Origin of the sequence: Wolbachia endosymbiont (group A) of Ophion costatus (genome assembly GCF_963969245.1) — a bacterium.
Classification (GTDB): Bacteria; Pseudomonadota; Alphaproteobacteria; order Rickettsiales; family Anaplasmataceae; genus Wolbachia; species Wolbachia pipientis.
In genome coordinates, this window is the sequence record NZ_OZ017714.1 from 796,220 (window position 1) to 816,848 (window position 20,629).

Genomic DNA, 20,629 nt, shown 5'->3' on the forward strand with positions numbered 1-20,629 from the left:
AAAGCGTTTAAGACATCAAAAGACGTCAAATAGAACAAGGGAGAATTTGAATACTAGCTACCCTAGGTTTTCTTTGCCTTTTTTTTATTTGGTAAATTTCTTAAATATTTATAGCTAAACGACAATCGTCATCCCGCTACGTGTTAGTGGCTGAGATACTGCGGCGGTATGACGTAGGACTGCTGTCACCCCGCTACGTGTTAGCGGGATCTATTATGAAATACCGCAGCGATATAGCTACAGAAAACTTGTATAGATTTTTTCTACTTCTGTGATATCATAAGCCTGTAATGATAAAATAAGTAAATATGGATAAGTCAGCGTATGAGATCATAGAACATGAGTATGATGTGGTAGTAGTAGGTGCAGGTGGAGCAGGGCTCAGAGCAACGCTTGGGATGGCTGCAACTAATTTTTCAGTTGCCTGCATTTCTAAAATTTTCCCTACACGAAGTCATACAGTTGCAGCACAAGGCGGAATTAGTGCAGCTTTAGGTAATATCGGTGAAGACGATTGGCGCTGGCATGCATATGACACAATAAAAGGTTCAGACTGGCTTGGTGATCAAGATGCAATAGAATATATGTGTAAAAACGCTGCTAAAGCTGTTATTGAACTTGAAAATTTTGGCGTACCTTTTTCTCGTACAGAAGATGGCAAAATATACCAGCGTTCCTTTGGTGGAATGACAACTCACTTTGGTAAAGGAAAATCAGCTCAACGCACTTGTGCGGCGGCAGATAAAACTGGGCACGCAATCCTTCACACTCTATATCAGCAGTGTCTTAAATTCAACGCTGAATTTTTTGTTGAATACTTTGTGATTGATTTAATTATGGATAGCGAAACCGGAGCATGCTGCGGAGTTCTTGCTTGGTCGCTATGCGACGGCACATTACATAGATTTCGTGCGCATAGAGTGGTGTTAGCAACAGGTGGATATGGACGTGTTTATTTCTCTGCAACAAGTGCGCATACCTGCACAGGTGATGGTAATGGCATGGTAGTAAGGGCTGGATTACCACTTGAAGATATGGAATTTGTACAATTTCATCCAACAGGAATATATGGCTCAGGGTGCCTGATGACAGAAGGATGCCGTGGTGAAGGGGGGTACCTCGTTAATTCTCAGGGCGAGAAGTTTATGGAACGTTACGCACCAAAAGCAAGAGATTTAGCTTCCCGTGATGTGGTAAGTCGCGCAATAACAATTGAAATTAGAGAGGGAAGGGGAGTTGGACCGAAAAAAGATTACATGTATTTAACTATAGCGCATCTTGATCCGGAAGTAATAAAACTCAGATTGCCGGGCATCAGCGAAACCGCAAGAACTTTTGCTGGAGTTGATGTCACTAAAGATCCAATACCGGTCATTCCGACTGTTCACTACAACATGGGTGGCATTCCAACCAATTATCATGGAGAAGTGATTACGCTGAAGCAAGGTAAGGAAGAAGTGGTAGATGGACTATTTGCAATTGGAGAAGCTGCGTGCGTCTCTGTGCACGGTGCAAATCGACTTGGTTCTAACTCGCTTCTTGATCTTGTGGTTTTTGGCAGAGCTGCAGCGCTCAGAGCAAGAGAGAAACTAAAATCCGGTACACCACATAAAAAATTGCATTCAGACTGCACAGACTGGATAGTAGATAGATTCAATAAAATGCGATTTGCTTCTGGTGGGCTAAAAGTAGCAAAAATACGCAGTGAAATGCAGAACACTATGCAAAAATACGCATCAGTTTTCCGTGTTGCTGAAGTTTTAGAAGAAGGCAAAAAAGCTATAAAAAAGGTAGCAAAAATGATGCCTGATATTTCACTTGAGGATCGCAGTATGATGTGGAATAGTGATTTAGTTGAAGCACTGGAGCTTGCTAACATGATCCCACAAGCGGTTATTACCATGGAATGCGCAGCTAATCGCGAGGAAAGCAGAGGTGCCCATGCTCGTGAAGACTTTCCTGAACGTGATGACAAAAACTGGATGAAGCACACTATAGCGTGGCTTGAAGAAAAGAAAGGGCAAATTAACGTAAAAATTGATTATAAAAAAGTGGCTGAAAAAACTCTGAGCGGTGAGATTGATTTCATAGCGCCAGAGAAGAGGGTTTATTAGTCAGCCCATCTAGCTTATTCATGAATTGACGTAGTATTGATACATCGCTTATTTTAGTAGCTGGGTTTTCTGTATGCTCTGGTTGATTTGGTGACTCTTGTACTGCTTGATTTTTAGTCTCATTTCTTAAATTCTGTTGATCATTATTAACAAGGTTCTTCGAAGCTTGATTCTGCTCTGTTGTTGAATTAGAGCGGTTTTTGTCGTTAAATGTGTCCTGTGCTTTGTTGGTTGATTTTTCAAAAAGTTTCTTAATACCACTAAATCCTAAAGTTAAAGTAAGGCATATAACTCCAGCAACAGCTATGATAGGAATGGCTCCTCCAATTGCCATTTGACCCTGAAAGAAAGCAAATGTTACCATTGCAATAACAGTAATCGTTATCGTGATTGCTAACAGTTCGCGGGTCCTTTTTGCTGGATCTATGAATCCTGCTACAGCAGATACTCCTTTTTTTATACCAGAACCTGCTTCTTTAATGCCAGACTTGCATTTTTTTGAAGCAGTTTTACAGTGGTATTTTTCTTCAAGCTTCTCTTTTAGTTCTTTAGCTTTCTCCTGTGCTTTCTGTGGAGTCCCTGAATAATCTTTTAGATCTCGTAAAGTTAAATAGTACTTTTTAGTATGGAATTTTGGATCTTTCAGCTCCAGAGAACAGGGATCAGCGCCTATTTCTAGCAGCATTGTACAAAATTTTGTTGTATTGTCATAAGCAGTTGCTGTATCAAAAATTGTTCCTTGCGGTAGGTATTCGATACTTCTTTTTTCTGCTTTTTTCTTTAATGCCAATTCTAGGGGTGTGTTCCCTTCTCCATTCTTAGCATTTATAGCTTTACCTAATTTATCTTTAGATATTGTTCCATTTTTTACTAAACCTAAAATCAATTCCAAACATGTAACTTTTTGTTCTCCTTTGAATGAAGCAATATAGTGCAGAGCATTTTTTTCATCTTTATCTTGCACAGTAATATCTGCACCGTTTTTTAGCAATAGTTCTAGGGTTTCATACCTTTTAGTTTTTTCAAATTTTCTATCTGTACATGATCGATCCTCATTCTTTCCTTTTATATGCTGAAGCAGCTGATGAAGAGGTGTTTGTTCTTCCTGATTTTCACTATTAATGAGTTGTGCTAAATCTTCCTCGGTGACCGTTTTTATTAGGGTACCTAGAAACTTGCATTTCTGTTTCTTTTCCAATGGCACGATAAGGTGTAAAATATTATTTCCTTTTTCATCTTTTATGCCGTTAACATTCGTACAATCTTTTAGATATTTTTTAAATTTCCTGTTATTTCCATTTTTGATCGCTTTTAGTAATTGAACATTATTATTCGTTATCCCGTTTATTTTATGATCATCTTCAACATCACTGCCGTAGCCACTTTCTGCTTCACTATTCCTACGATCATTTTGGTTACAATATCTGCTATTACAAGTAATTTTAAAAATTACTTGCTTTACTCGCTCTTTTGTTTCATTTGGTATTTTTTTCGATCGTTCTATTACTTCATCTAGCACTGGAAGAAAGCATTGGACATAATACCTATAATATTTTTCTTGTTCTCTAAGTGATTCTTCTAATTTAGTTAATACTTCAGGGCTAGCACCTTCCTTGAATAACCTTTTACACTCCTTGAGAGCTCCATCTTGACCTCTTGGTTTTTCACGCTTGTGTTCTTCTTTTTTTACCTTTCTCTCTATAATGCCATACAATTGTTCGTCTTTTCTATCCCGCTCTTGCTTTTCATTTTTATCTATGTATTCATCTAATTTTTTTGCATTAGTAGTTAGTGCAGTTATATCTATACCCATACTAAAACCTCAATATTAAAAGCTATTTAAGTTGTCAGCACTAAACTAACAACCAAGAAGTTTGACTTTTAAATTGAGCTAAACGTTGTATATGTATAGGTGGAAAGGCAGAAAACTAGTTTCTATTAGAAAATCTGTTATCATAGTCAAATCCTCACTTGAACAGTTGCTACTATTTTAACCATTTAATCTTAAAAAATAATAAATATAGCTAAACTGTGAAACGTGCTATTGGCTAAAATAGGATAAGAAACTATAGCTGCAAGTATCCAAATTGATTTTTTATAAATCTTCCAGGCTTGGTTTTTCTTCTGATTTTTTAAGTCTTTCTTTATTTAGTATGGAGCTTATCTCTTCTACACTTTTATCAATATCATCATTGATTATTACATAATCATATTTATCACGTTTGCTTATCTCTTTTTGAGCTTCGGCTAATCTGCGCTCTATTTCGCTTGCATCATCACTATTACGCTTTTGCAAACGCAACCTAAGCTCTTCCATTGAAGGGGGAAGTATAAAAACACTTACAACTTTTTTTCTCATGAGCTTGAATAAGTGAAATGCTCCTTGCCAGTCTATGCTGAGTAAAACGCTTATTCCATTGCTTAAGTTTTGCTCTATAAAATTTCTTGGTATACCATAAAAATTCTCAAAAACTTTGGCGTATTCAAGCATTTGGCCAGCTTTGCATAACTCGTGAAATTTTTCTTCGGTAACGAAAAAATAGTCTTTTCCATTTATTTCGCCGGGGCGAAGCTTGCGCGTAGTCATAGAAACAGACCTAACTAAATTAGTTGATCGCTCAAGTAATTTTGCTGATATAGTAGTTTTTCCAGCTCCAGAAGGGGAGGATAGAACCAATAATACGCCCTCACTTTTTATGGTCATTTTTCTTTGCATTTTTTAACATGGTGCTTTTTGGATCAGAGTTTAAAAAGCTAGAACCTTCTAAATTAGAATTTGATAAGTTGGTGCCAATGAGAGAAGAGTTATCAAAGACAGTATAGCGCAAATCGGTCTTTTCAAAATTTGCCTTATTCAAATTAACGTTTACAAACTTTGCTCTACTTAATGTTGAATTAGAAAAATCGGCATTTTCTAAATTCATATTCTTAAATTCAAAGTAAGAATAATTTACATTAAATTTTTCACCCTGTGATATTTTCTCTTGCAAATCTTTAATCGAAGTTATAGCATTTTCTGAACCTGCAAGTTTTTTCTGTCCTTTATTGTCAATCAAAATTGAATTATCAAATTTGCAACCTGTTAAGTGAGCATCAACAACTGAACTTTTATATATGCTTGAAGAGAGAAAAGACATATCACTAATTGTTGAATTGCTCAAATTGCTAAGAAAAAAGCTAGTTTTCCTAAAGGCATTAGCGTGAAGCAAAGAAGATCTGAAATCGCTTTCAATAAAATTTGAATTAGTTACTTTTAAATTAGACCAGCTTGAATTATCAGCTAATAAATTAAAGAATGTTGAATTTTCTATTTCACTGGAATCAATATTATGGCGAAAAAGTGTACTGTTATAAACTTGAGAGTCTTGGATTTTTATCTTATACATTGAAGTTGTAGAAAGGTCTGAATCTTCTATCTTCGCAGAGGTGAATAGTGAATGGTCAAAAAATGAGCCATTCATGTTAGAATTCGCAACTTTAGTATTATGAAACTTTCCGTGACGAATGTCAGCATTAGAGACATTAACTTGATGCAGTTCACTAAAACTAAAATCAATATTGGACAAATCAGCATCCTGAAGATTTGCTTCAGAAACATATGTATGCTTTATCTTGGAACCATTTAGTATAGATTGAACAAAACTTGAATTATCGTCATTCACATAGGAAATTTGTGTGTTGCTTAAATTAGTTTCGTCGAAGTTACTGTTAATTATGATAGAAGAATTAAGGTAGGCAGCGGAAAGATTGCTACCTGTAAAGTCTGATTCTTTTAACTCTGCACCATATATGTTAGCATTTTTTAATGAAGAAAATTGTATCTTCAATTTATATGCATCCACTCCAAAGAAACTTGCATTATCAAGGTTGTTTTTCTGCATAACAGTATCGTTTATTTCACTATCACTAAAATTTACGTGGCTAACATTCGAGTTTGATAAGTTGGAGAAATTCATTTTCACATTCGAGAAATTAGTATGCAAACCAATTACGTTGTGCATACTCACTTTTTTGAGATCGGAACTGATAAAATCAGCATAACTAACATTAGACTGATCAAATACGATATCTGTTAAGTTTGCAGAAACAAATTTTGTAAAACTCAAATTTGTACCTTTTATTTTAATGCCATGTAAATTAGCATTGGAGAAATTAGCACCACGTAAATCAACATCAATGAAAGACACGTCGGATAAATCGGTGTTAGAAAAATCAGCACCAATCAGACTTACTCCATCAAAAACAGATTTACTTAGGTACAGTTGGTTAAAATTAGCTCCATTTAAGTTAGAACCAAAACCTTTCTTAAAATCTTCTGGCACGCCCTCTTTGTGGCACTGCACCAAAAATTCAGCAAAGTCTTTTTTACTGTAAGATACGTATTTTGCATCACGCAAAGCGTTTAAAAAATCACTAATCTGATTTTTTTCATCATTTGTTTCGTTTCCATAACATAAATGACCAACTAAAATTAATATCAAAAATCTAATCATCTTGCTTATCGCACTGTATTTCTTTCGTTTTCACAGCCCAATCGTACATTGCTGAGCTTTCTTTATTGTCTATTTTTCTATCCTCCAAAAGATGTGGCATCATTTCGGCAATCGCATTTATTATATTGATCTGCTTTTTTTCGATTGCTATATCAATTGGGGATTGAAAATTATTGTTAACTACTCTAAGATCAGCACCTTGTAATAAGAGAAAGCGCACTATGTCTACCTCACCTTGTTTAACTGAATAAATGAGAGGAGTATCACCCAATTTATTTCTAAACCTTAGTATCTCTTGAATTGTTAATCCAATTTTTTCTAGCTTACTTATTACTCCTCTTAAGCAAGTTAAGTTGTTCTTCTTAATGCAGTAAAAAAATTGCTTACTGTAATCATCAATAAACACAGTTGTAGGAAGATGCTCATTAAGGCTATCATATTGTCGTTTATATATTGACTTGCTTTGTATGTCTTTATGACCCCATTCTTTTATTGGTTCTCTGTTTAGCTTTGTCCATTTTTGTAAACTTTTCTTTTCACTTTGCTCTTCTTCATCTTTTTTAGTTATAGGTTTTACTCTATTGCGGTCCTTGGAATTACTGTTTGTTTCTTTCACTTTTTTTTCTTCAGACTGATTCTCTACTTTTTCTTTTTTTCCCTCTAATAATTGACTCGCATCACTTTTTGAAAGTTCATTATCTTTTATATCAATCTTCTGATCAGCTTGTAGATTTTTTTGCGGGTTAGCTGTATTCTCATTTAAATCAGCACTTAAAGGCAAAGGCTCTGGTTTCAAATCTTTATTCACTTCTTTATTGGCCACATTTGGTAAATTTTGAGCAAATTTGTCTGTGCTTCCTTCTAGCTGGTCATTTGGCAAATCTTTATCAATCCTTTCACCTTCACTTATAGTTTTTTCAACCACGAAAGCTTTGTTCTCGTTGTGTTGCAGTTTCTCTTTATCGGTAGTGCCGTCTAATCTTTTGCTCTCAGCCTCTTGTGTTTGTTTAGCATCGACGTTGCTTTTTAACTCATCTTTTTGATTTGTGCTATCTTGCTTCCTTACACCTACATTTTCGTTTTTATGAACTGATTCAATTTTCTTTTCTTCAAATTGCTCTACAGCAAATAGGCTCAGTGATCCGAATACAACAGCTAATAATATAAAATATAAAATATTTTTCATAAATATCCCAAGCATAAGCTTAATTAAAATGATACTATAATCAAATGATTAATCTACAGTAAAAAATGCCTTAGGATTTAATTTATAAAAAAACAATAGATTTTTTGTATCTGTTCAGGGGCATCGCAAATATTGAAGCAAAGTGGTCAGTGCTTACTGTACGAACATTGTGATTTGAGAGCAATCTCCGCTAGGGAGGATGTCATCCCAGTGCTCCTTTCTCGTCATCCCAGTGCCCAGACACTGGGATCCAGAAAAAAGAATGGTGTCATGCAAGTAGCCTCCTTCTCCTGTCATCCCAGTGCCCAGACTACTTGGATCCAGAAAAGTTTGCTTGTAAGCAAGCAAACTAGCGTAGAAAGTGGTTACAACATTTTCGATGAGATTATATGGAAAACTGGATCCCAGTGTCTGGGCACTGGGATGACAAAGGAGGACGTTATTCCAGTGCCAAGCACTGACCATTTGCTGTGCAATTTACCTTCAAAAATGAATGTTCGTACAGCTATGGAATGAATCGCGGTATGACGTAGGACTGCTGTCATTCCAGTCTGGAATCTAGTCTTTACTGGGGAGAAGAAACTCTCCTTCTACAGTGTATCCGTTTAGGGGAGGTATCTGTTCAGATGTATGGCTAATGTACAAATATTGAAACAAAAATTCCAGTGCTCCCTTTCTTGTCATCCCAGTGCCCAGACACTGGGATCCAGAAAACTTAACTTTAAATAAGTGGCTGCATAATAAACTACACATTAAACCTAAAGTGCATTATATCACCATCTTGCACGATGTAATCTCTGCCTTCAAAGCGAATTTTTCCTGCGTCTTTGCAAGCTGATTCACTTCCATACTTTATGTAGTCTGCAAAGCTTATTGTCTCTGCTTTTATAAAGCCTTTCTCAAAATCAGTGTGGATTACACCTGCTGCTTTATCGGCTGTTGACCCTATTTTTACTGGCCATGCCCGTGCTTCTTTGGGGCCCACAGTAAAGAAAGTTATCATACTCAGCACTTCATACATAATACGCGCTACTCCATCAAGGCCTGATTCTTGTAAGCCAAATTCTGATAAAAAACTCTGTTTTTCCTCTTCACTATCAAGATTTGCAATATCTGCTTCGAGTTTTGCTGAAATGCAATAAAATTTGCTTTTATTTTCCTCCGCCATCCTCTCTACCTTTTTAGATAATTCATTGCCAGTTATAACATTTGTATCTTCAACATTGCAAACGTACATAACGGGCTTTGTTGTCAGCAATTGAAGCAACTTCATCTCATCTTCATTGATATTCTCCAAACTTCTTGCAGGTTTACCTAATTTTAAAGTAGCTAATACCTCTTGCATTAATTCAAGTTGTCTCTTTAGCTCTTTATCACCTTGCTTTGCTTTCTTTTCCAATTGAGGAAGCCTTTTTTCTATGCTATCAATATCAGCTAGGATTAATTCCATTTCTACCACTTCAGCATCTGATATTGGATCTATTTTACTGTGTATATGGCTGATATCGTCATCCGTAAAGCACCTGAGCAGATGAACGATGGCATCAACTTCTCTGATATGGCTTAAAAATTTATTGCCAAGCCCTTCGCCTTTGCTCGCACCCTTTACCAGACCTGCAATATCTACAACTTCTAATTGGTTGTAGATTACCTTCTCTGAGCCTGCAATTGCTGCGATTTGTTTCAAACGTTGATCTTTTATCGAAATCTTGCCTATATTTGGCTCGATTGTGCAAAAAGGATAATTTGCAGCTTCGGCTGCACTTGACTCTGTAAGCGCATTAAATAAGGTTGATTTTCCTATGTTTGGTAACCCAACTATACCGCAGTTAAAACTCATATTTGCTATGTAAAATTATAACTATTGCATAATTTAAAAATTTCTGCTATACTTAATTAGTCGCTTATTGACAATTTTGTTGGTATAGTAGTATATAGCTCAAATTAAGGTAAAACTATGACTACAGCTAAGAAACGGAAACTACCAAGTGACTTTCATGATGTTGAGGTTGGAATAAAAAGGCCCAGGATCTCAGGGCAAGAAATAACTCTTTTAAATAGTAACCCTTACCCTGACAATTTCTATGTAGGACAAGCAATTGGTAATGGAAGCTGTTTTTTTGACTCGTTCAGGCAAAGTCTAGAACAACAGACAGGAGAGCAAGTTACTGTCGAAAGATTAAGAAATGATTGTAGGGAATTTGCGCAAAAGAATCCACCAAAGTGGTTTACAAATGCAATTGTCAATAGTCATGATAACAATGGCCAGCACCGTAGTGAAACTGTAGATGATTATACAGCAGACATTATGCGTAACAGTAGGTGGGGTGATCCTGACGTTGAAGGCAGAATACTTTGTGAAAAGTATAAGGTAAAGCTACATGTTATAGAGAACCAGACTGTTGATAACCAAGATCTGTCTTTGCATGAATTAATAGACAATTCAGGTTCAAAAAGTGCAGGTGAATACAATAAAGTTGATTATGATGATAGTAGTATTGTGCATATAATAAACAAAGGCGGATTGCATTTCGAACCATTGCTTGATAGAAATAAAAGTTTAGCAAAACAACTGCAAGAGGAAACCAAACTTAAACAAGAGCAAGAACAAGAAGATTTCCTATTAGCAAAAAAACTGCAGCTAGACGAGATCTTAGAATATTGTAACCTTTCAAAGGATATCTCTGAGAGAGCAGAGGTTGAAAAGGGATTTGATAAGTTATTGGCAGAAAATGCTGATGGAAAAATTGGTGATGTTGTAGGGCAGTGCGTTAGTGATATAAAGCAGCGCATAGAGCGCTCTGAGAAGCAAAACCCTTCAAGCTCACCAAGATGTAGTATGGAGGAATCAAGAACAGAAAAAACATTTCATCAACAACAAATATCACAATTGGAAGTGTAAAATAAATCTTCATAGCTCTGTATATTTTTATATAGGGCTTTTGCAAGCATTTCATATAATATGAACTTGCAGTACGTACTAACCTAAATGCAAGTTGACCATGAGACTAGTTTAATTATTGATGCCATAGAGGAATTTGGCGGTGAGGCTAGGCTTGTCGGCGGATGTGTGAGAGACTCAATTTTGCAGCGTGATGTTCACGACATCGATTTAGCTACTAATTTGCTTCCCAATCAAACGATTAAAGCGCTAAAACTCCGTAATATAAAAACTATTCCAACTGGCTTAAAACATGGAACTATCACTGCGGTTCTAAATCAAAGATCTTTTGAGATCACAACACTAAGGCATGATGTGAAATGTGATGGTAGGCATGCAAAAGTAGAATTTACCAATAATTGGCAAGCGGATGCTTCAAGGCGCGACTTTACATTTAATGCTCTGTATGCAGATAAGCATGGCCATATATATGACTACTTTGGTGGTATAGAGGACTTAAAAGCGCGAAGGTTAAACTTTATAGGCAACGCTGAAGATAGAATTAAAGAAGACTATCTACGTATTTTAAGAGCATTTCGTTTTCATGCAAAAATATGTGCCGGAGATTTGAGTGATGAAATACTAAGCGTATGCAAAAAGCATTCGCATATGATTCAAAACCTCTCTGGAGAGAGAATAAGAGATGAAATACTTAAATTGCTGGAGTGCAATGATCCTTTTCCAACACTTAAGAGCATGCAAGAATCTGATGTTTTGCAAAAGATTATCCCAAAAGAAGTAAAATGCGAAATTCTGTCTTCGTCACTTCTTTTGGGCACTGATGCACTAGTAAAATTAGCGTTACTTCTTAGGACCACCAAAAATGACAGGCTAAGTCTTGGAGAATATGTAAGCAAATTTTTACGTCTTTCGAACAGGCAAAAGAAAAAGCTGCTATTTTTACTATCCAACGATATCAAAACAGAGCTTTCGGAAAAAGAGCAAAAAAAGTACATATCTTTATTTGGTAGAGAACTATATTGTGATTTAATAAAAATTTGTGGTGTTGAGTCTGGAGAAAATATTGACAAATACATTTCATTTGCTAATACATTCAATATTCCAAAATTTCCTTTATCTGGCGATGATTTAATAAGTATAGGTCACCAGCCAGGAAAAAGTTTAGGTAAAAACTTAGAATTGCTAAAACAACATTGGGAAGACAGCTCCTACACTTTAACAAAAGAGGAGCTGGTGCTTTATGCTAAGAGCCTACTTTAACTTGCTTTCCGACTGTTCAATGAATGTATGCTTACAGTATTAGTGTGACTCATCGAGGAATTAGGTGTGTATTCTTTTTTAGCTTTTTCTGTTAATTGGTATTCGTTTACTCCTCCTTGAGTTTGATTACACATTCCCTGATCTGTAGATAAAAATTTATCTCTTATGCTTGATGTCAGTTGTAACTCTTGAATCTTATCTAAAAAAAATCTCATTCTAGCTTCTACTAGCTCTTTCACAACAATTTCTTTAAGTAATTCTACTGAGTCGTTATTATTATTATTCTTGCTATTAAAGCTGTGCAAGATAGAGTCTACAATCTTATTTACCCCTTCTTGTTTGTTAAATTCTAATTTTTTTACGCATTTTCTAACAGAAGGTGACAACTTGGCTTTTAACGTGTCATCTCGTAGTTCTTTACCCATATTTTTTCCAATGTTACAATGTTCGTTGACAACTTCTTTAACCTTAGCTTCTATGATCTCCCTTGCGGATTGTTTCAAATTACTTTCTAATAATTCAAGCAGCTTACTGCTTTCAAATTTGCCATCATCTTGATTTGATAGAGACTTTATAGTTTCATTAAGCACGTTATGGCAAAAGTGTTTCTCTTTAAATTCAGGAAAACCTTTTTTTAACTCCTCGTTTTTCCCAGATAAAAAGTTATTGAGACCCTTATCCCTAGAAAGCTTATTGGGCAAGTTTCGTAATTTTGAAAGAGTTGATTTTGCAGTAGATACTGTACTCACTGCACCTGCCTTTTTAGCCAATTGACCTTCTTTTGCTTCCTGTAGTTTCTTAGTGTCAGCTTTCAATTGACCTTCTAAATCAATCTCCAATTGTTGTTTAGATTCTTGAACACTTTGTAATTGCTTCCCCAAGTTCTCCATTTCACCCAATTGAGCAGTCAATGTATTCACACTTAATCATAGAGCTTTGTTTTCATGACCTAAGTCACTGACTTTATTTTCTAATTCAGTATTTTTGTCTTTAGCCTGACACAATTTATCAGTCTGTGATTTAAGTAAAGCCACTAATTTGCTAGCTTGCCATTGTTGATTCAATTCAATTAATTTATCCTCCTTGTCCTTTAACCTACTCTTAAGTTCTATTATTTGTGCTTGCAGACTTTCATTATCTTTCCTAGTAGCTTCAATTTCTTCTCCTTGCTCTCTTATTATCATGTATTGATCAAATATAGTTTTCTGTTGTTCATCAACTTTATCCTGCATTGCTTTTTTATCTTGTTTGTATTTGGTTAGTTCCTCTTCTCGTTCGCCTGCATCTTCTGTAAGTCCCTTATAACTCTTTTCAAGTCCTTCAATTGCAGATCGTAATTCTCTATTTTCTTCTTTTAAGGAAGCATTTTGTAAACGTTCAAGTTCTAATTCCTGATTTATGCCCTCCAGCTGTTCTTCTAATGCTTCATCATCTTCCTCTGTTATCAATGCTACTCCATCAGTCTGAACCCCTCCATCTTTGTTTATCACTACACTTTGGCTCTCTTTCTCTACAACTTCAGGTTTTAAGTCAACTTGAACACTTCCATCTATTGTCTTAAAAGCATCAGTTTGAACTTCATTGTTTGCAGTAGTTTTATCGTAGTACAAAATATTTTCTGCCCATCTATTCCATCTCTTGGGCAATATTCGTCCAATCGTTTTTAGATATAACCAAGCAAATACAGTAGACCAGCTGTATTTTTTTTCCTTTCGCTTAATATTAATTTCATAATTAACCTTATTATTAATATTTAGCATAAAATTACCTCATTTTTTAACTTTAATTTACAGAAAATTTTAATAGTAATAAAGTTATATATATTAGTATAAATGTTAAATAAATACTAACACAGGTGTCAAATTATGGTAAAGTCTTTGCCCGCCTAATACACTTTAAGCAGAAATGTACATGTCTGCAAGTACAGCATTTGCTTTTTCTATCGCTCTTGCTAACACTTCCTGTTCATTGTTCTGATTTTTCACATTGATTACCTGAGCAGCCAAGTTTGCAGGAAAAGTGACCAAACTGACTTCCCATAATTCCACTTGTTTTAACACTCTAGCTCCGCTTTTATGATCAACATCATACTCTATAGGTATATAGCCGATGGAAAGTCCATTGATTACTCCAGTTTTGAGCATTAAGTACGCTTCCTTTGCTTTTTGGATGCCCAAAAGTAAGTGTGCGGTTATATACAGGCCAACATCATTTTCGCAAATATCTATGATGCTACCTATAGGCTCACCTGGATTGTGCTGCCAAAGGAGTTTTATTTTATTTCTGTTTAAATTTTCCTTAAATGCTCCAGGCAATATCAGATCATTTTGTTTATCAACTATATTAAAAACGCTAGCATAACCAGAAAATACACCGTTTTCTTCTATACTTTTTATTGACAATGGTGAATAGAGAAATTTCTTATTCATAAAGCCTCCTGTAGTATTGGGAATTTTGTTTCGCAATGCACTGCGATATAATTCTATTATATGCAGTGCTCTAAAAGGGGGAAGCACTTTTCTTAGTTACTAAAAACGCTAACTAGAATCCAGATTGGACACTGGGTTATAAAATTCTACGTCATACCACCGCGGCGCTAACAAGTAGCGGAATGAGGATTGTCAAGGTGTCATCCTAGTGCCTCTATGATGTCATCCCAGTGCCCTGACTACTTGGATCCAAGAAAAAGAATGATGTCATGCAAGCCCCTATGATGTCATTTCAGTGCTTGACACTGGGATCTCATTTCACTCTATAATAGCAGTGCTCCTTTCTTGTCATCCGAGTAGCCTCTTTTTTGTCATCCCAGTGCGTGACACTGGGATCCAGCCTTTCCATAATCATCAAAACATTGTATTGTAACGTAAAATGGCTACTTTTATGCTTACCAACTTAATAAAATTCCTGGATCCCAGTGGGCTTTGTTGCATCGCTAGCTATGATGGATTAAAGATAAAAAAGATAGGGAATATCAGTAGCTTATTATTCTGGTATTTATAACAAGAACGGTCAATGAATACCTAAATTTGAGTAAAAGAAATTTCACTACCATTTACCAATCCGGCTAAAATTCAAGAATTTCAATGCTTTAGCTATTTTCAATAGAATTAAATTTATTAATATAAATAACAAATTACTATTCTTAAATTTGATCAGATTGATTGCAAAAAAACAAGATTTTCAATAGGTTACTTATAATCCTAACTATAGTTAGCCTTTCATAAGTAGCGATGCAACAAAGCCATCCCAGTGTCAAGCACTGGGATGACACCCTCCTAGTAGAAACGCTTTTGTAATTGCAACATTCGTGCAATCTTTAGCCATGAATATTAAGAAACTTACCAAACGAAAAAAAGGCAAAAGAAACCCTAGTCATTGTCTATTTTCAGTATTGGCGTTTTTTTATGTTTTTTACACTTAGTAACCGCGACTCAGCTGCATTTAAACTGCAACTAACTTTTAGCTATAAACATTAAAAAATTTACTAAGCAGAAAAAAAGGCAAAGAAAACCTAGGGTAGCTAGTATTCAAATTCTCCCTTGTTCTATTTGACGTCTTTTGATGTCTTAAACGCTTTATAAGCGCGTTTCGGCTTGTATAGGTAGAAACCCAGAAGTTTTATAAAGACATGAGGTGCACATAGTGCAAAAAATTAAGCATGATTTACGCCAAATACAAAGTTCCCTTTGTCGTTTTAATCTGCAGATTGCGAAGATAAATAAATAGCTTCAATTTTATGATAAGGGGGCTGGCGGAGTTTGTCAAGCAAGTTTTTAGCCCTGTCTCCTTGCTATAATGTTCATATCGATAGAAAAGCAAAAGAATAAAATGAAATATCAAGTGATATCCTCTATAATTAAATTTTTTGAATGAAGAGATGACGATTCGTGTAGGAATTAATGGTCTGGGTAGAATAGGCAGAGGCGTATTGCGTGCTATTTTCGAAATAGAAGAATATAGCAAACAAATAGAAGTTGTAGCTATCAATGGATCGCTCAGTGCAAAGCAGCATGCACATTTGATTAAATATGATTCTGTTCATGGCAAATTCAGTGGTGATATTGATTTTAATGAGTCTCAAAATTGGCTATCCATAAATGGCAGAAAGTTTTCTTTGTATAGAGAACGGAGCCCTGAAAATATTCCTTGGAATGTTGATGTAATACTTGAATGTACTGGTGCATTCAACAAACGTGAAGAAGCAATAAGGCACAATGCAGAGAAAGTAATTGTCTCTGCTCCAGTTCCAGATGCTGATGTCACTATAGTTTATGGTGTGAATAACGATATGCTCGAAAAAGAGCATAAAGTGATATCAGCAGGTTCTTGCACTACAAATTGCCTTGCTCCGATTGTGAAAGTCCTACATTCTAGTTTAGGCATAAAAAGCGGTTTTATGACTACTATACATGCCTACACGAATGATCAAAATGTTCTTGATGGTAATCATAAAGATTTGCGTAGAGCAAGGGCTTGCGGATTATCTATGGTGCCAACTACAACCGGGGCAGCAAAAACAATTGGTTCTGTCATCCATGAATTAAAAGGAAAACTAGATGGCACTTCCGTCAGAGTTCCAGTTAGCAATGTTTCTATGGTTGATTTTAAATTTACGACTGATAAGAAAGCGACCGTTGAAGAAATCAATGAAATATTTAAGGATGCAGCTCTCTCCTCTACGTCATTCCAGCGCGTGACGCTGGAATCTAATTTCTGGATCCCAGTGTCAGCTACTCGGATGACATCAGAGGGTACTAGGATGACAGAGGGTTATCCAATGTCAAATGTACTTTCTATATGCGAGGAACCTTTAGTCTCAATAGATTTTGTGCATAACCCTTATAGTGCAATTGTGGATTTAACTGGTACATATGTTACAGGTGATATATGCAGGGTTGCAGCGTGGTATGACAATGAGTGGGCTTTTTCGCTGAGAATGTTAGACATAGTATTATTGAGCTATAGTAAAGTATGAACTGGAACTCAAACAAATACGCCTCATTTTATGAGCACTTTGCGGAACTCAGAAAAAGAGTTATCTTTTGCTTTCTATTTTTTTGCGTTGCTTTTGGTTTTTGTTATTACTTTAAGGAAAATATATACCGTTTTTTACTCGCACCTTTAATAGAAGCAACAAAAGGTAGCGAAGGTTTTTCTTTAATTTACACAGACTTAACAGAGGCATTTTTTGTGTATCTTAGAGTTGCAATGATGAGTGCACTTTTGCTCTCTTTTCCTGTGTTTGCATGGCAATTCTATATGTTCTTAGCACCTGGGTTATATAAAAGTGAAAGGGCAGTGTTGTTGCCATACTTAATTGCAACACCGGTTTTATTTGTAACGGGAGCTACTGTAGTCTATTACTATATATTTCCTTTAGCCTGGAAGTTTTTTATCAACTTCGAACACAGTGGTAAATCCTTCGATATACCGATAGAGTTTATGCCATCAGTTAGCGAATATTTAGACCTCGTTCTCCAATTTATGTTTGCATTTGGCACTGCATTTCAAATTCCAGTCATACTCACATTAATGGTGAGAGTTGGGCTACTGACTGCACAAAGTTTGTCAAATAAACGTAGAATCGCAATAGTGGTAATTTTTATTATTGCTGCAATCTTAACTCCACCTGATGTATTAAGCCAAGTAGGGCTTGCAATACCTATGCTGATTCTATATGAATTGTCCATTCTGATATGTAGGTATATTGAAAAAAAGAAGACAAAGATTTAAACAAAGAAATCCCTCTTATCTCCTTTATATCACATTTTTAACTTACAACATTCTTATTCAGGACTTAAATATGGAAATGTTTCATAAATTGATTGTAATACTTTGTTAAGTTCAGCCTTACTTTTGATGATCAATAATACTGTATCATCACCTGCTATAGTTCCTATAATTCCTATGTTTTTGCTATTATTTAATGAATAAATAACATATTTCTGATCTAGAAAGTAAGCCAGACTGCTAGCTTGTCCTGGTTGAGTGTGTAGTACTATTAAACCAAAATCCGAAATTTGCATATTAAGTATTAATGGTAATCGATATTGGTTGATGTCAATTACTTTATACATACCAGCAACTTTGGCAATTTTAAGTTCTTTCAATTTTCTTGATAAAGTAGCCTGAGAAATGTTATACCCTCTTTTTTTGAGTAAGGTCTGTAAATCGCTCTGTTCTAAAATTTCATGATTTTGAATAATATTTAAAATATGTTCACCTAGTGTGTTGTCATGCATTATGCATTTTCCTCATATTGAATATGTAATAAGTATATTTGAAATTATATTCATTATTTCTTGACTATTCAATTTTTAATGTCTATATTCACAAGATGAATAAAATATGAATATAAATTAGTAATATGAAAAAATACATTTTAAATGCTATTATAGCGATAAGTATTCTATTAACAGGATGCAAGGAAGATAAACACGATAATATCATTAGATTTGCAATTTCTGCAGATTATCCACCTTTTGAATATTATGAAAATGGTAAATTTACTGGCTTTGACATTGAGCTTGCTCAATTAGTAGCAAAAGAGTTAGGTAAAGAAGCGATATTTAAAGATATGCAGTTTAGTACTATATTTGCAGCATTGCAAAGTAATTCTGTAGATGCTGCTATATCTACTATTGGTAGCACAGAAGAGCGTGAAAAAAATTTTGATTTTTCAAATAGTTATTATACAGGGGAATTTGGTATTCTATATCACAAAAATAAACCCATAGCCGGTATAAACAACTTAACTCACAAGAAGATAGCCGTTCAACTAGGAACTGTCATGGAAATTTGGCTAAAAGAGCATGTTCCTACAACAGCTCAAATTATTGCTATAGACAATAATAATCAAGCTGTAGAAACATTAAAGTCTGGTCATGTTGATAGCGTCCTAATTGATGAATTCCAAGGTAAAGTATTTAGCAAAAAAAATCCTGGTCTATCATGGTCAGCCATCGCTAAGTCAGATAATGGTTATTCTATTGCTGTGAATAAAGGATCTGATTTAAAGGATAAAATAAACGAGGCGTTAAAAAGTTTAGAAAGTAAAGGTGTAATACAAAAGATAGCAGAAAAATGGCTAGGAGATAACTGATGCAAGAATTAATTTCTAATTTCTTGTTTGTTGGAACAGGCCTTGCCTTTACTTTAAAATTATTGATTGGAGGACTGCTTTTAGGTATGAGTCTAGGAGGGTTATTTTCAGTACTCAGATATAATAAGATCTGTATTCCATTAATTAATGGAATTATATCTGTAATACGTGGCACCCCCCTTATATTACAGTTAAGTGTTGTTTATTTTATGACTCCAACCATTGCAGGAACTAAATTAAACATATTTAGTGCTGGCATTATAGCATTTGGTCTAAATAGCTGTGCTTATATTGCTGAGATTTTACGAGCTGGTATTGAAACTATATCAAAAAACCAGTTTGAAGCAGCTAAAACTTTACAAATACCTAGTTTCTATATGTGGAGAGATATTATATTACCACAAGTTATTAAAAATATTCTTCCTGCAATGATAAATGAGATCATTGCACTCCTTAAAGAAACGGCATTAATCTCTACTATTGGTGGTGTTGATATTATGCGCTCTGCGCAAATGCTTGCAGCAGAACAATTTACTTATTTTATACCACTTTGTCTTGCTGGGGCTTATTATTACGCTCTTGTATTACTAATTGAATATATAGGCAAAAAGATTGAACAGAAAGGTATATATGATAAAAATGCATAATGTTTGTAAATTATTTAATAATATTCCAGTACTTAATAATATTAACCTGATTATAGAACAATCTATAGTTGGTCTTGCTGGTCCTTCTGGTAGTGGTAAATCAACATTGTTACGTTGTATACAAAAACTCGAAGTTTTAGATTCTGGTAGCATTGAATGCAATGATAGTACTGGTTTTGTATTTCAGGATTTTCAACTTTTCCCACATATGACTGTCTGGGAAAATCTTACATATGCTCCCAAACTTAAAAACAAAACTCAGGATCAAAGTGATTCACTACTTGAGTCTTTGGGTATTGCCTCTAAAAAAAATGATTACCCTAGTAATCTATCCGGTGGGCAAAAACAGCGGGTTGCGCTTGCCAGAAGCTTAATGATGAATCCAAGGATTCTATTATGCGATGAGCCAACGTCTGGTTTAGATGTAGCAACAATAGTCGACGTTGTGGAACTACTACAATCAGTTAGAGATATGGGTATTACTATGATTATCGCTTCTCACAATTTGGATTTTTTAACAAAAATATCAGATCGGATTATTCTGTTAAAAAACGGAAAAATAATTGTAGATATCAATCCTAAAGAAATTGATGAACCAACAAACTATTTAAAAAATAATTATTAAAAGAGAATCACTCATATCATACTGAGAGCTATAACAGATCTTAGCATCGAAAATTACATAATGTATATTATGGAAAATAAATTACATAATATAAGAAGCAACGCTAAAAATAAAATCACATAATATAGCAAACTATAGCTAACCCAAGAAAGGTTTTCCTACGTCATACCGCCACGATATCTCAGCATAGATTCCGCTAACAAGTAGCGGAATGACGAATTTTTGTTTTTCAAACTGTCGGTAAATCTAAGTCAGTTTAGCTATATGTGTCAAGCACTGGGATGACACCCTCCTGATGGG

Annotated in this window: 19 protein-coding genes; 9 read left to right on the forward strand and 10 right to left on the reverse strand. The window is 35.0% G+C overall.

All coding sequences use genetic code 11. From position 1 onward, the window contains the following. Positions 1–308 precede the first annotated feature (308 nt). Positions 309–2,114: a succinate dehydrogenase flavoprotein subunit gene (sdhA, locus tag AACH21_RS03900; protein ID WP_236514780.1), complete on the forward strand. Its 1,806-nt coding sequence runs from the start codon at positions 309–311 to the stop codon at positions 2,112–2,114. On the opposite strand, the gene AACH21_RS03905 is transcribed toward sdhA, so the two are convergent. From AACH21_RS03905 to AACH21_RS03920, 4 genes are all read right to left on the reverse strand, one after another. Next, on the reverse strand, positions 2,086–3,927 hold the full coding sequence (locus AACH21_RS03905) for an ankyrin repeat domain-containing protein (RefSeq protein WP_338482235.1): 1,842 nt from the start codon (positions 3,925–3,927) through the stop codon (positions 2,086–2,088). The two genes, sdhA and AACH21_RS03905, sit on opposite strands and share 29 nt — an antisense overlap. A 282-nt stretch (positions 3,928–4,209) precedes the next feature. After that, entirely contained in the window at positions 4,210–4,818 is a 609-nt protein-coding gene (gene gmk, locus AACH21_RS03910) for a guanylate kinase (RefSeq protein WP_338482816.1), read from the reverse strand. Next, a complete protein-coding gene (locus AACH21_RS03915) occupies positions 4,802–6,607 on the reverse strand; it encodes a pentapeptide repeat-containing protein (RefSeq protein ID WP_338482237.1) in 1,806 nt (601 codons plus the stop codon). Before AACH21_RS03915 ends, gmk begins: the two co-directional genes overlap by 17 nt. Continuing rightward, the gene (locus AACH21_RS03920; protein ID WP_077188062.1) at positions 6,600–7,793 is read right to left on the reverse strand and encodes an ankyrin repeat domain-containing protein; all 1,194 of its coding nucleotides are present in this window, start codon (positions 7,791–7,793) and stop codon (positions 6,600–6,602) included. The genes AACH21_RS03915 and AACH21_RS03920 overlap by 8 nt, the downstream gene beginning before the upstream one ends. Before the next feature lie 132 nt (positions 7,794–7,925). On the opposite strand from AACH21_RS03920, the gene AACH21_RS03925 reads away from it, so the two are divergent. After that, complete coding sequence (locus AACH21_RS03925; protein WP_338482238.1) at positions 7,926–8,309, forward strand: hypothetical protein; 384 nt, start codon at positions 7,926–7,928, stop codon at positions 8,307–8,309. 42 nt (positions 8,310–8,351) lie between these two features. Here the strand turns inward: AACH21_RS03925 and AACH21_RS07130 are convergent, their stop codons facing one another. Both AACH21_RS07130 and ychF read right to left on the reverse strand, forming a co-directional pair. Further along, positions 8,352–8,546 (reverse strand): hypothetical protein, encoded by a 195-nt coding sequence (locus AACH21_RS07130; protein ID WP_410529736.1) that lies wholly within the window; start codon positions 8,544–8,546, stop codon positions 8,352–8,354. Further along, positions 8,539–9,633 carry a redox-regulated ATPase YchF gene (gene ychF / locus AACH21_RS03930; protein WP_010962597.1) on the reverse strand — a complete coding sequence of 365 codons (1,095 nt, stop codon included), beginning with the start codon at positions 9,631–9,633 and terminating at the stop codon, positions 8,539–8,541. The genes AACH21_RS07130 and ychF overlap by 8 nt, the downstream gene beginning before the upstream one ends. Before the next feature lie 117 nt (positions 9,634–9,750). Here ychF and AACH21_RS03935 point away from each other — a divergent pair, with 117 nt between their 5' ends. Both AACH21_RS03935 and AACH21_RS03940 read left to right on the forward strand, forming a co-directional pair. Then, on the forward strand, positions 9,751–10,695 hold the full coding sequence (locus AACH21_RS03935; protein WP_338482240.1) for a hypothetical protein: 945 nt from the start codon (positions 9,751–9,753) through the stop codon (positions 10,693–10,695). Positions 10,696–10,782: 87 nt separating this feature from the next. Further along, positions 10,783–11,955 (forward strand): CCA tRNA nucleotidyltransferase, encoded by a 1,173-nt coding sequence (locus AACH21_RS03940; RefSeq protein ID WP_338482242.1) that lies wholly within the window; start codon positions 10,783–10,785, stop codon positions 11,953–11,955. On the opposite strand, the gene AACH21_RS03945 is transcribed toward AACH21_RS03940, so the two are convergent. The 3 genes from AACH21_RS03945 to AACH21_RS03955 all read right to left on the reverse strand — a co-directional run bounded on the left by AACH21_RS03945 (position 11,952) and on the right by AACH21_RS03955 (position 14,384). Then, entirely contained in the window at positions 11,952–12,845 is an 894-nt protein-coding gene (locus AACH21_RS03945) for a hypothetical protein (RefSeq protein WP_338482244.1), read from the reverse strand. The two genes, AACH21_RS03940 and AACH21_RS03945, sit on opposite strands and share 4 nt — an antisense overlap. A gap of 36 nt (positions 12,846–12,881) precedes the next feature. Then, the gene (locus tag AACH21_RS03950; protein WP_338482245.1) at positions 12,882–13,715 is read right to left on the reverse strand and encodes a hypothetical protein; all 834 of its coding nucleotides are present in this window, start codon (positions 13,713–13,715) and stop codon (positions 12,882–12,884) included. A gap of 135 nt (positions 13,716–13,850) precedes the next feature. Further along, positions 13,851–14,384, reverse strand: a complete 534-nt coding sequence (locus AACH21_RS03955) for an HK97 family phage prohead protease (protein WP_077188057.1) — start codon at positions 14,382–14,384, stop codon at positions 13,851–13,853. A gap of 1,448 nt (positions 14,385–15,832) precedes the next feature. On the opposite strand from AACH21_RS03955, the gene AACH21_RS03960 reads away from it, so the two are divergent. Then, complete coding sequence (locus tag AACH21_RS03960) at positions 15,833–16,930, forward strand: type I glyceraldehyde-3-phosphate dehydrogenase (protein ID WP_077188141.1); 1,098 nt, start codon at positions 15,833–15,835, stop codon at positions 16,928–16,930. Then, positions 16,927–17,688 carry a twin-arginine translocase subunit TatC gene (gene tatC / locus AACH21_RS03965; RefSeq protein ID WP_006279807.1) on the forward strand — a complete coding sequence of 254 codons (762 nt, stop codon included), beginning with the start codon at positions 16,927–16,929 and terminating at the stop codon, positions 17,686–17,688. The genes AACH21_RS03960 and tatC overlap by 4 nt, the downstream gene beginning before the upstream one ends. Before the next feature lie 53 nt (positions 17,689–17,741). On the opposite strand, the gene AACH21_RS03970 is transcribed toward tatC, so the two are convergent. After that, a complete protein-coding gene (locus tag AACH21_RS03970) occupies positions 17,742–18,197 on the reverse strand; it encodes an arginine repressor (protein ID WP_064125001.1) in 456 nt (151 codons plus the stop codon). 125 nt (positions 18,198–18,322) lie between these two features. On the opposite strand from AACH21_RS03970, the gene AACH21_RS03975 reads away from it, so the two are divergent. From AACH21_RS03975 to AACH21_RS03985, 3 genes are read left to right on the forward strand one after another with little or no spacing between them, the layout of a single operon-like run. Next, the gene (locus tag AACH21_RS03975; protein ID WP_077188142.1) at positions 18,323–19,057 is read left to right on the forward strand and encodes a substrate-binding periplasmic protein; all 735 of its coding nucleotides are present in this window, start codon (positions 18,323–18,325) and stop codon (positions 19,055–19,057) included. Further along, positions 19,057–19,704 (forward strand): amino acid ABC transporter permease, encoded by a 648-nt coding sequence (locus AACH21_RS03980; RefSeq protein ID WP_077188143.1) that lies wholly within the window; start codon positions 19,057–19,059, stop codon positions 19,702–19,704. The genes AACH21_RS03975 and AACH21_RS03980 overlap by 1 nt, the downstream gene beginning before the upstream one ends. Further along, positions 19,688–20,329: an amino acid ABC transporter ATP-binding protein gene (locus AACH21_RS03985; RefSeq protein ID WP_077188144.1), complete on the forward strand. Its 642-nt coding sequence runs from the start codon at positions 19,688–19,690 to the stop codon at positions 20,327–20,329. The genes AACH21_RS03980 and AACH21_RS03985 overlap by 17 nt, the downstream gene beginning before the upstream one ends. The last annotated feature ends 300 nt before the right edge of the window (positions 20,330–20,629 follow it).

Excerpts from the sequence above, each read along its gene's own strand:
- AACH21_RS07130 (WP_410529736.1), bottom strand. The coding sequence starts at position 8,546 with ATGTGTAGTTTATTATGCAGCCACTTATTTAAAGTTAAGTTTTCTGGA.
- AACH21_RS03950 (WP_338482245.1), bottom strand. The coding sequence starts at position 13,715 with ATGCTAAATATTAATAATAAGGTTAATTATGAAATTAATATTAAGCGA.
- AACH21_RS03915 (WP_338482237.1), bottom strand. The coding sequence starts at position 6,607 with ATGATTAGATTTTTGATATTAATTTTAGTTGGTCATTTATGTTATGGA.
- AACH21_RS03945 (WP_338482244.1), bottom strand. The coding sequence starts at position 12,845 with ATGGAGAACTTGGGGAAGCAATTACAAAGTGTTCAAGAATCTAAACAA.
- AACH21_RS03975 (WP_077188142.1), top strand. The coding sequence starts at position 18,323 with ATGAAAAAATACATTTTAAATGCTATTATAGCGATAAGTATTCTATTA.
- gmk (WP_338482816.1), bottom strand. The coding sequence starts at position 4,818 with ATGACCATAAAAAGTGAGGGCGTATTATTGGTTCTATCCTCCCCTTCT.
- AACH21_RS03920 (WP_077188062.1), bottom strand. The coding sequence starts at position 7,793 with ATGAAAAATATTTTATATTTTATATTATTAGCTGTTGTATTCGGATCA.
- tatC (WP_006279807.1), top strand. The coding sequence starts at position 16,927 with ATGAACTGGAACTCAAACAAATACGCCTCATTTTATGAGCACTTTGCG.
- AACH21_RS03935 (WP_338482240.1), top strand. The coding sequence starts at position 9,751 with ATGACTACAGCTAAGAAACGGAAACTACCAAGTGACTTTCATGATGTT.
- AACH21_RS03985 (WP_077188144.1), top strand. The coding sequence starts at position 19,688 with ATGATAAAAATGCATAATGTTTGTAAATTATTTAATAATATTCCAGTA.
- AACH21_RS03960 (WP_077188141.1), top strand. The coding sequence starts at position 15,833 with ATGACGATTCGTGTAGGAATTAATGGTCTGGGTAGAATAGGCAGAGGC.
- AACH21_RS03940 (WP_338482242.1), top strand. The coding sequence starts at position 10,783 with ATGCAAGTTGACCATGAGACTAGTTTAATTATTGATGCCATAGAGGAA.
- ychF (WP_010962597.1), bottom strand. The coding sequence starts at position 9,633 with ATGAGTTTTAACTGCGGTATAGTTGGGTTACCAAACATAGGAAAATCA.
- sdhA (WP_236514780.1), top strand. The coding sequence starts at position 309 with ATGGATAAGTCAGCGTATGAGATCATAGAACATGAGTATGATGTGGTA.
- AACH21_RS03955 (WP_077188057.1), bottom strand. The coding sequence starts at position 14,384 with ATGAATAAGAAATTTCTCTATTCACCATTGTCAATAAAAAGTATAGAA.
- AACH21_RS03905 (WP_338482235.1), bottom strand. The coding sequence starts at position 3,927 with ATGGGTATAGATATAACTGCACTAACTACTAATGCAAAAAAATTAGAT.
- AACH21_RS03980 (WP_077188143.1), top strand. The coding sequence starts at position 19,057 with ATGCAAGAATTAATTTCTAATTTCTTGTTTGTTGGAACAGGCCTTGCC.
- AACH21_RS03970 (WP_064125001.1), bottom strand. The coding sequence starts at position 18,197 with ATGCATGACAACACACTAGGTGAACATATTTTAAATATTATTCAAAAT.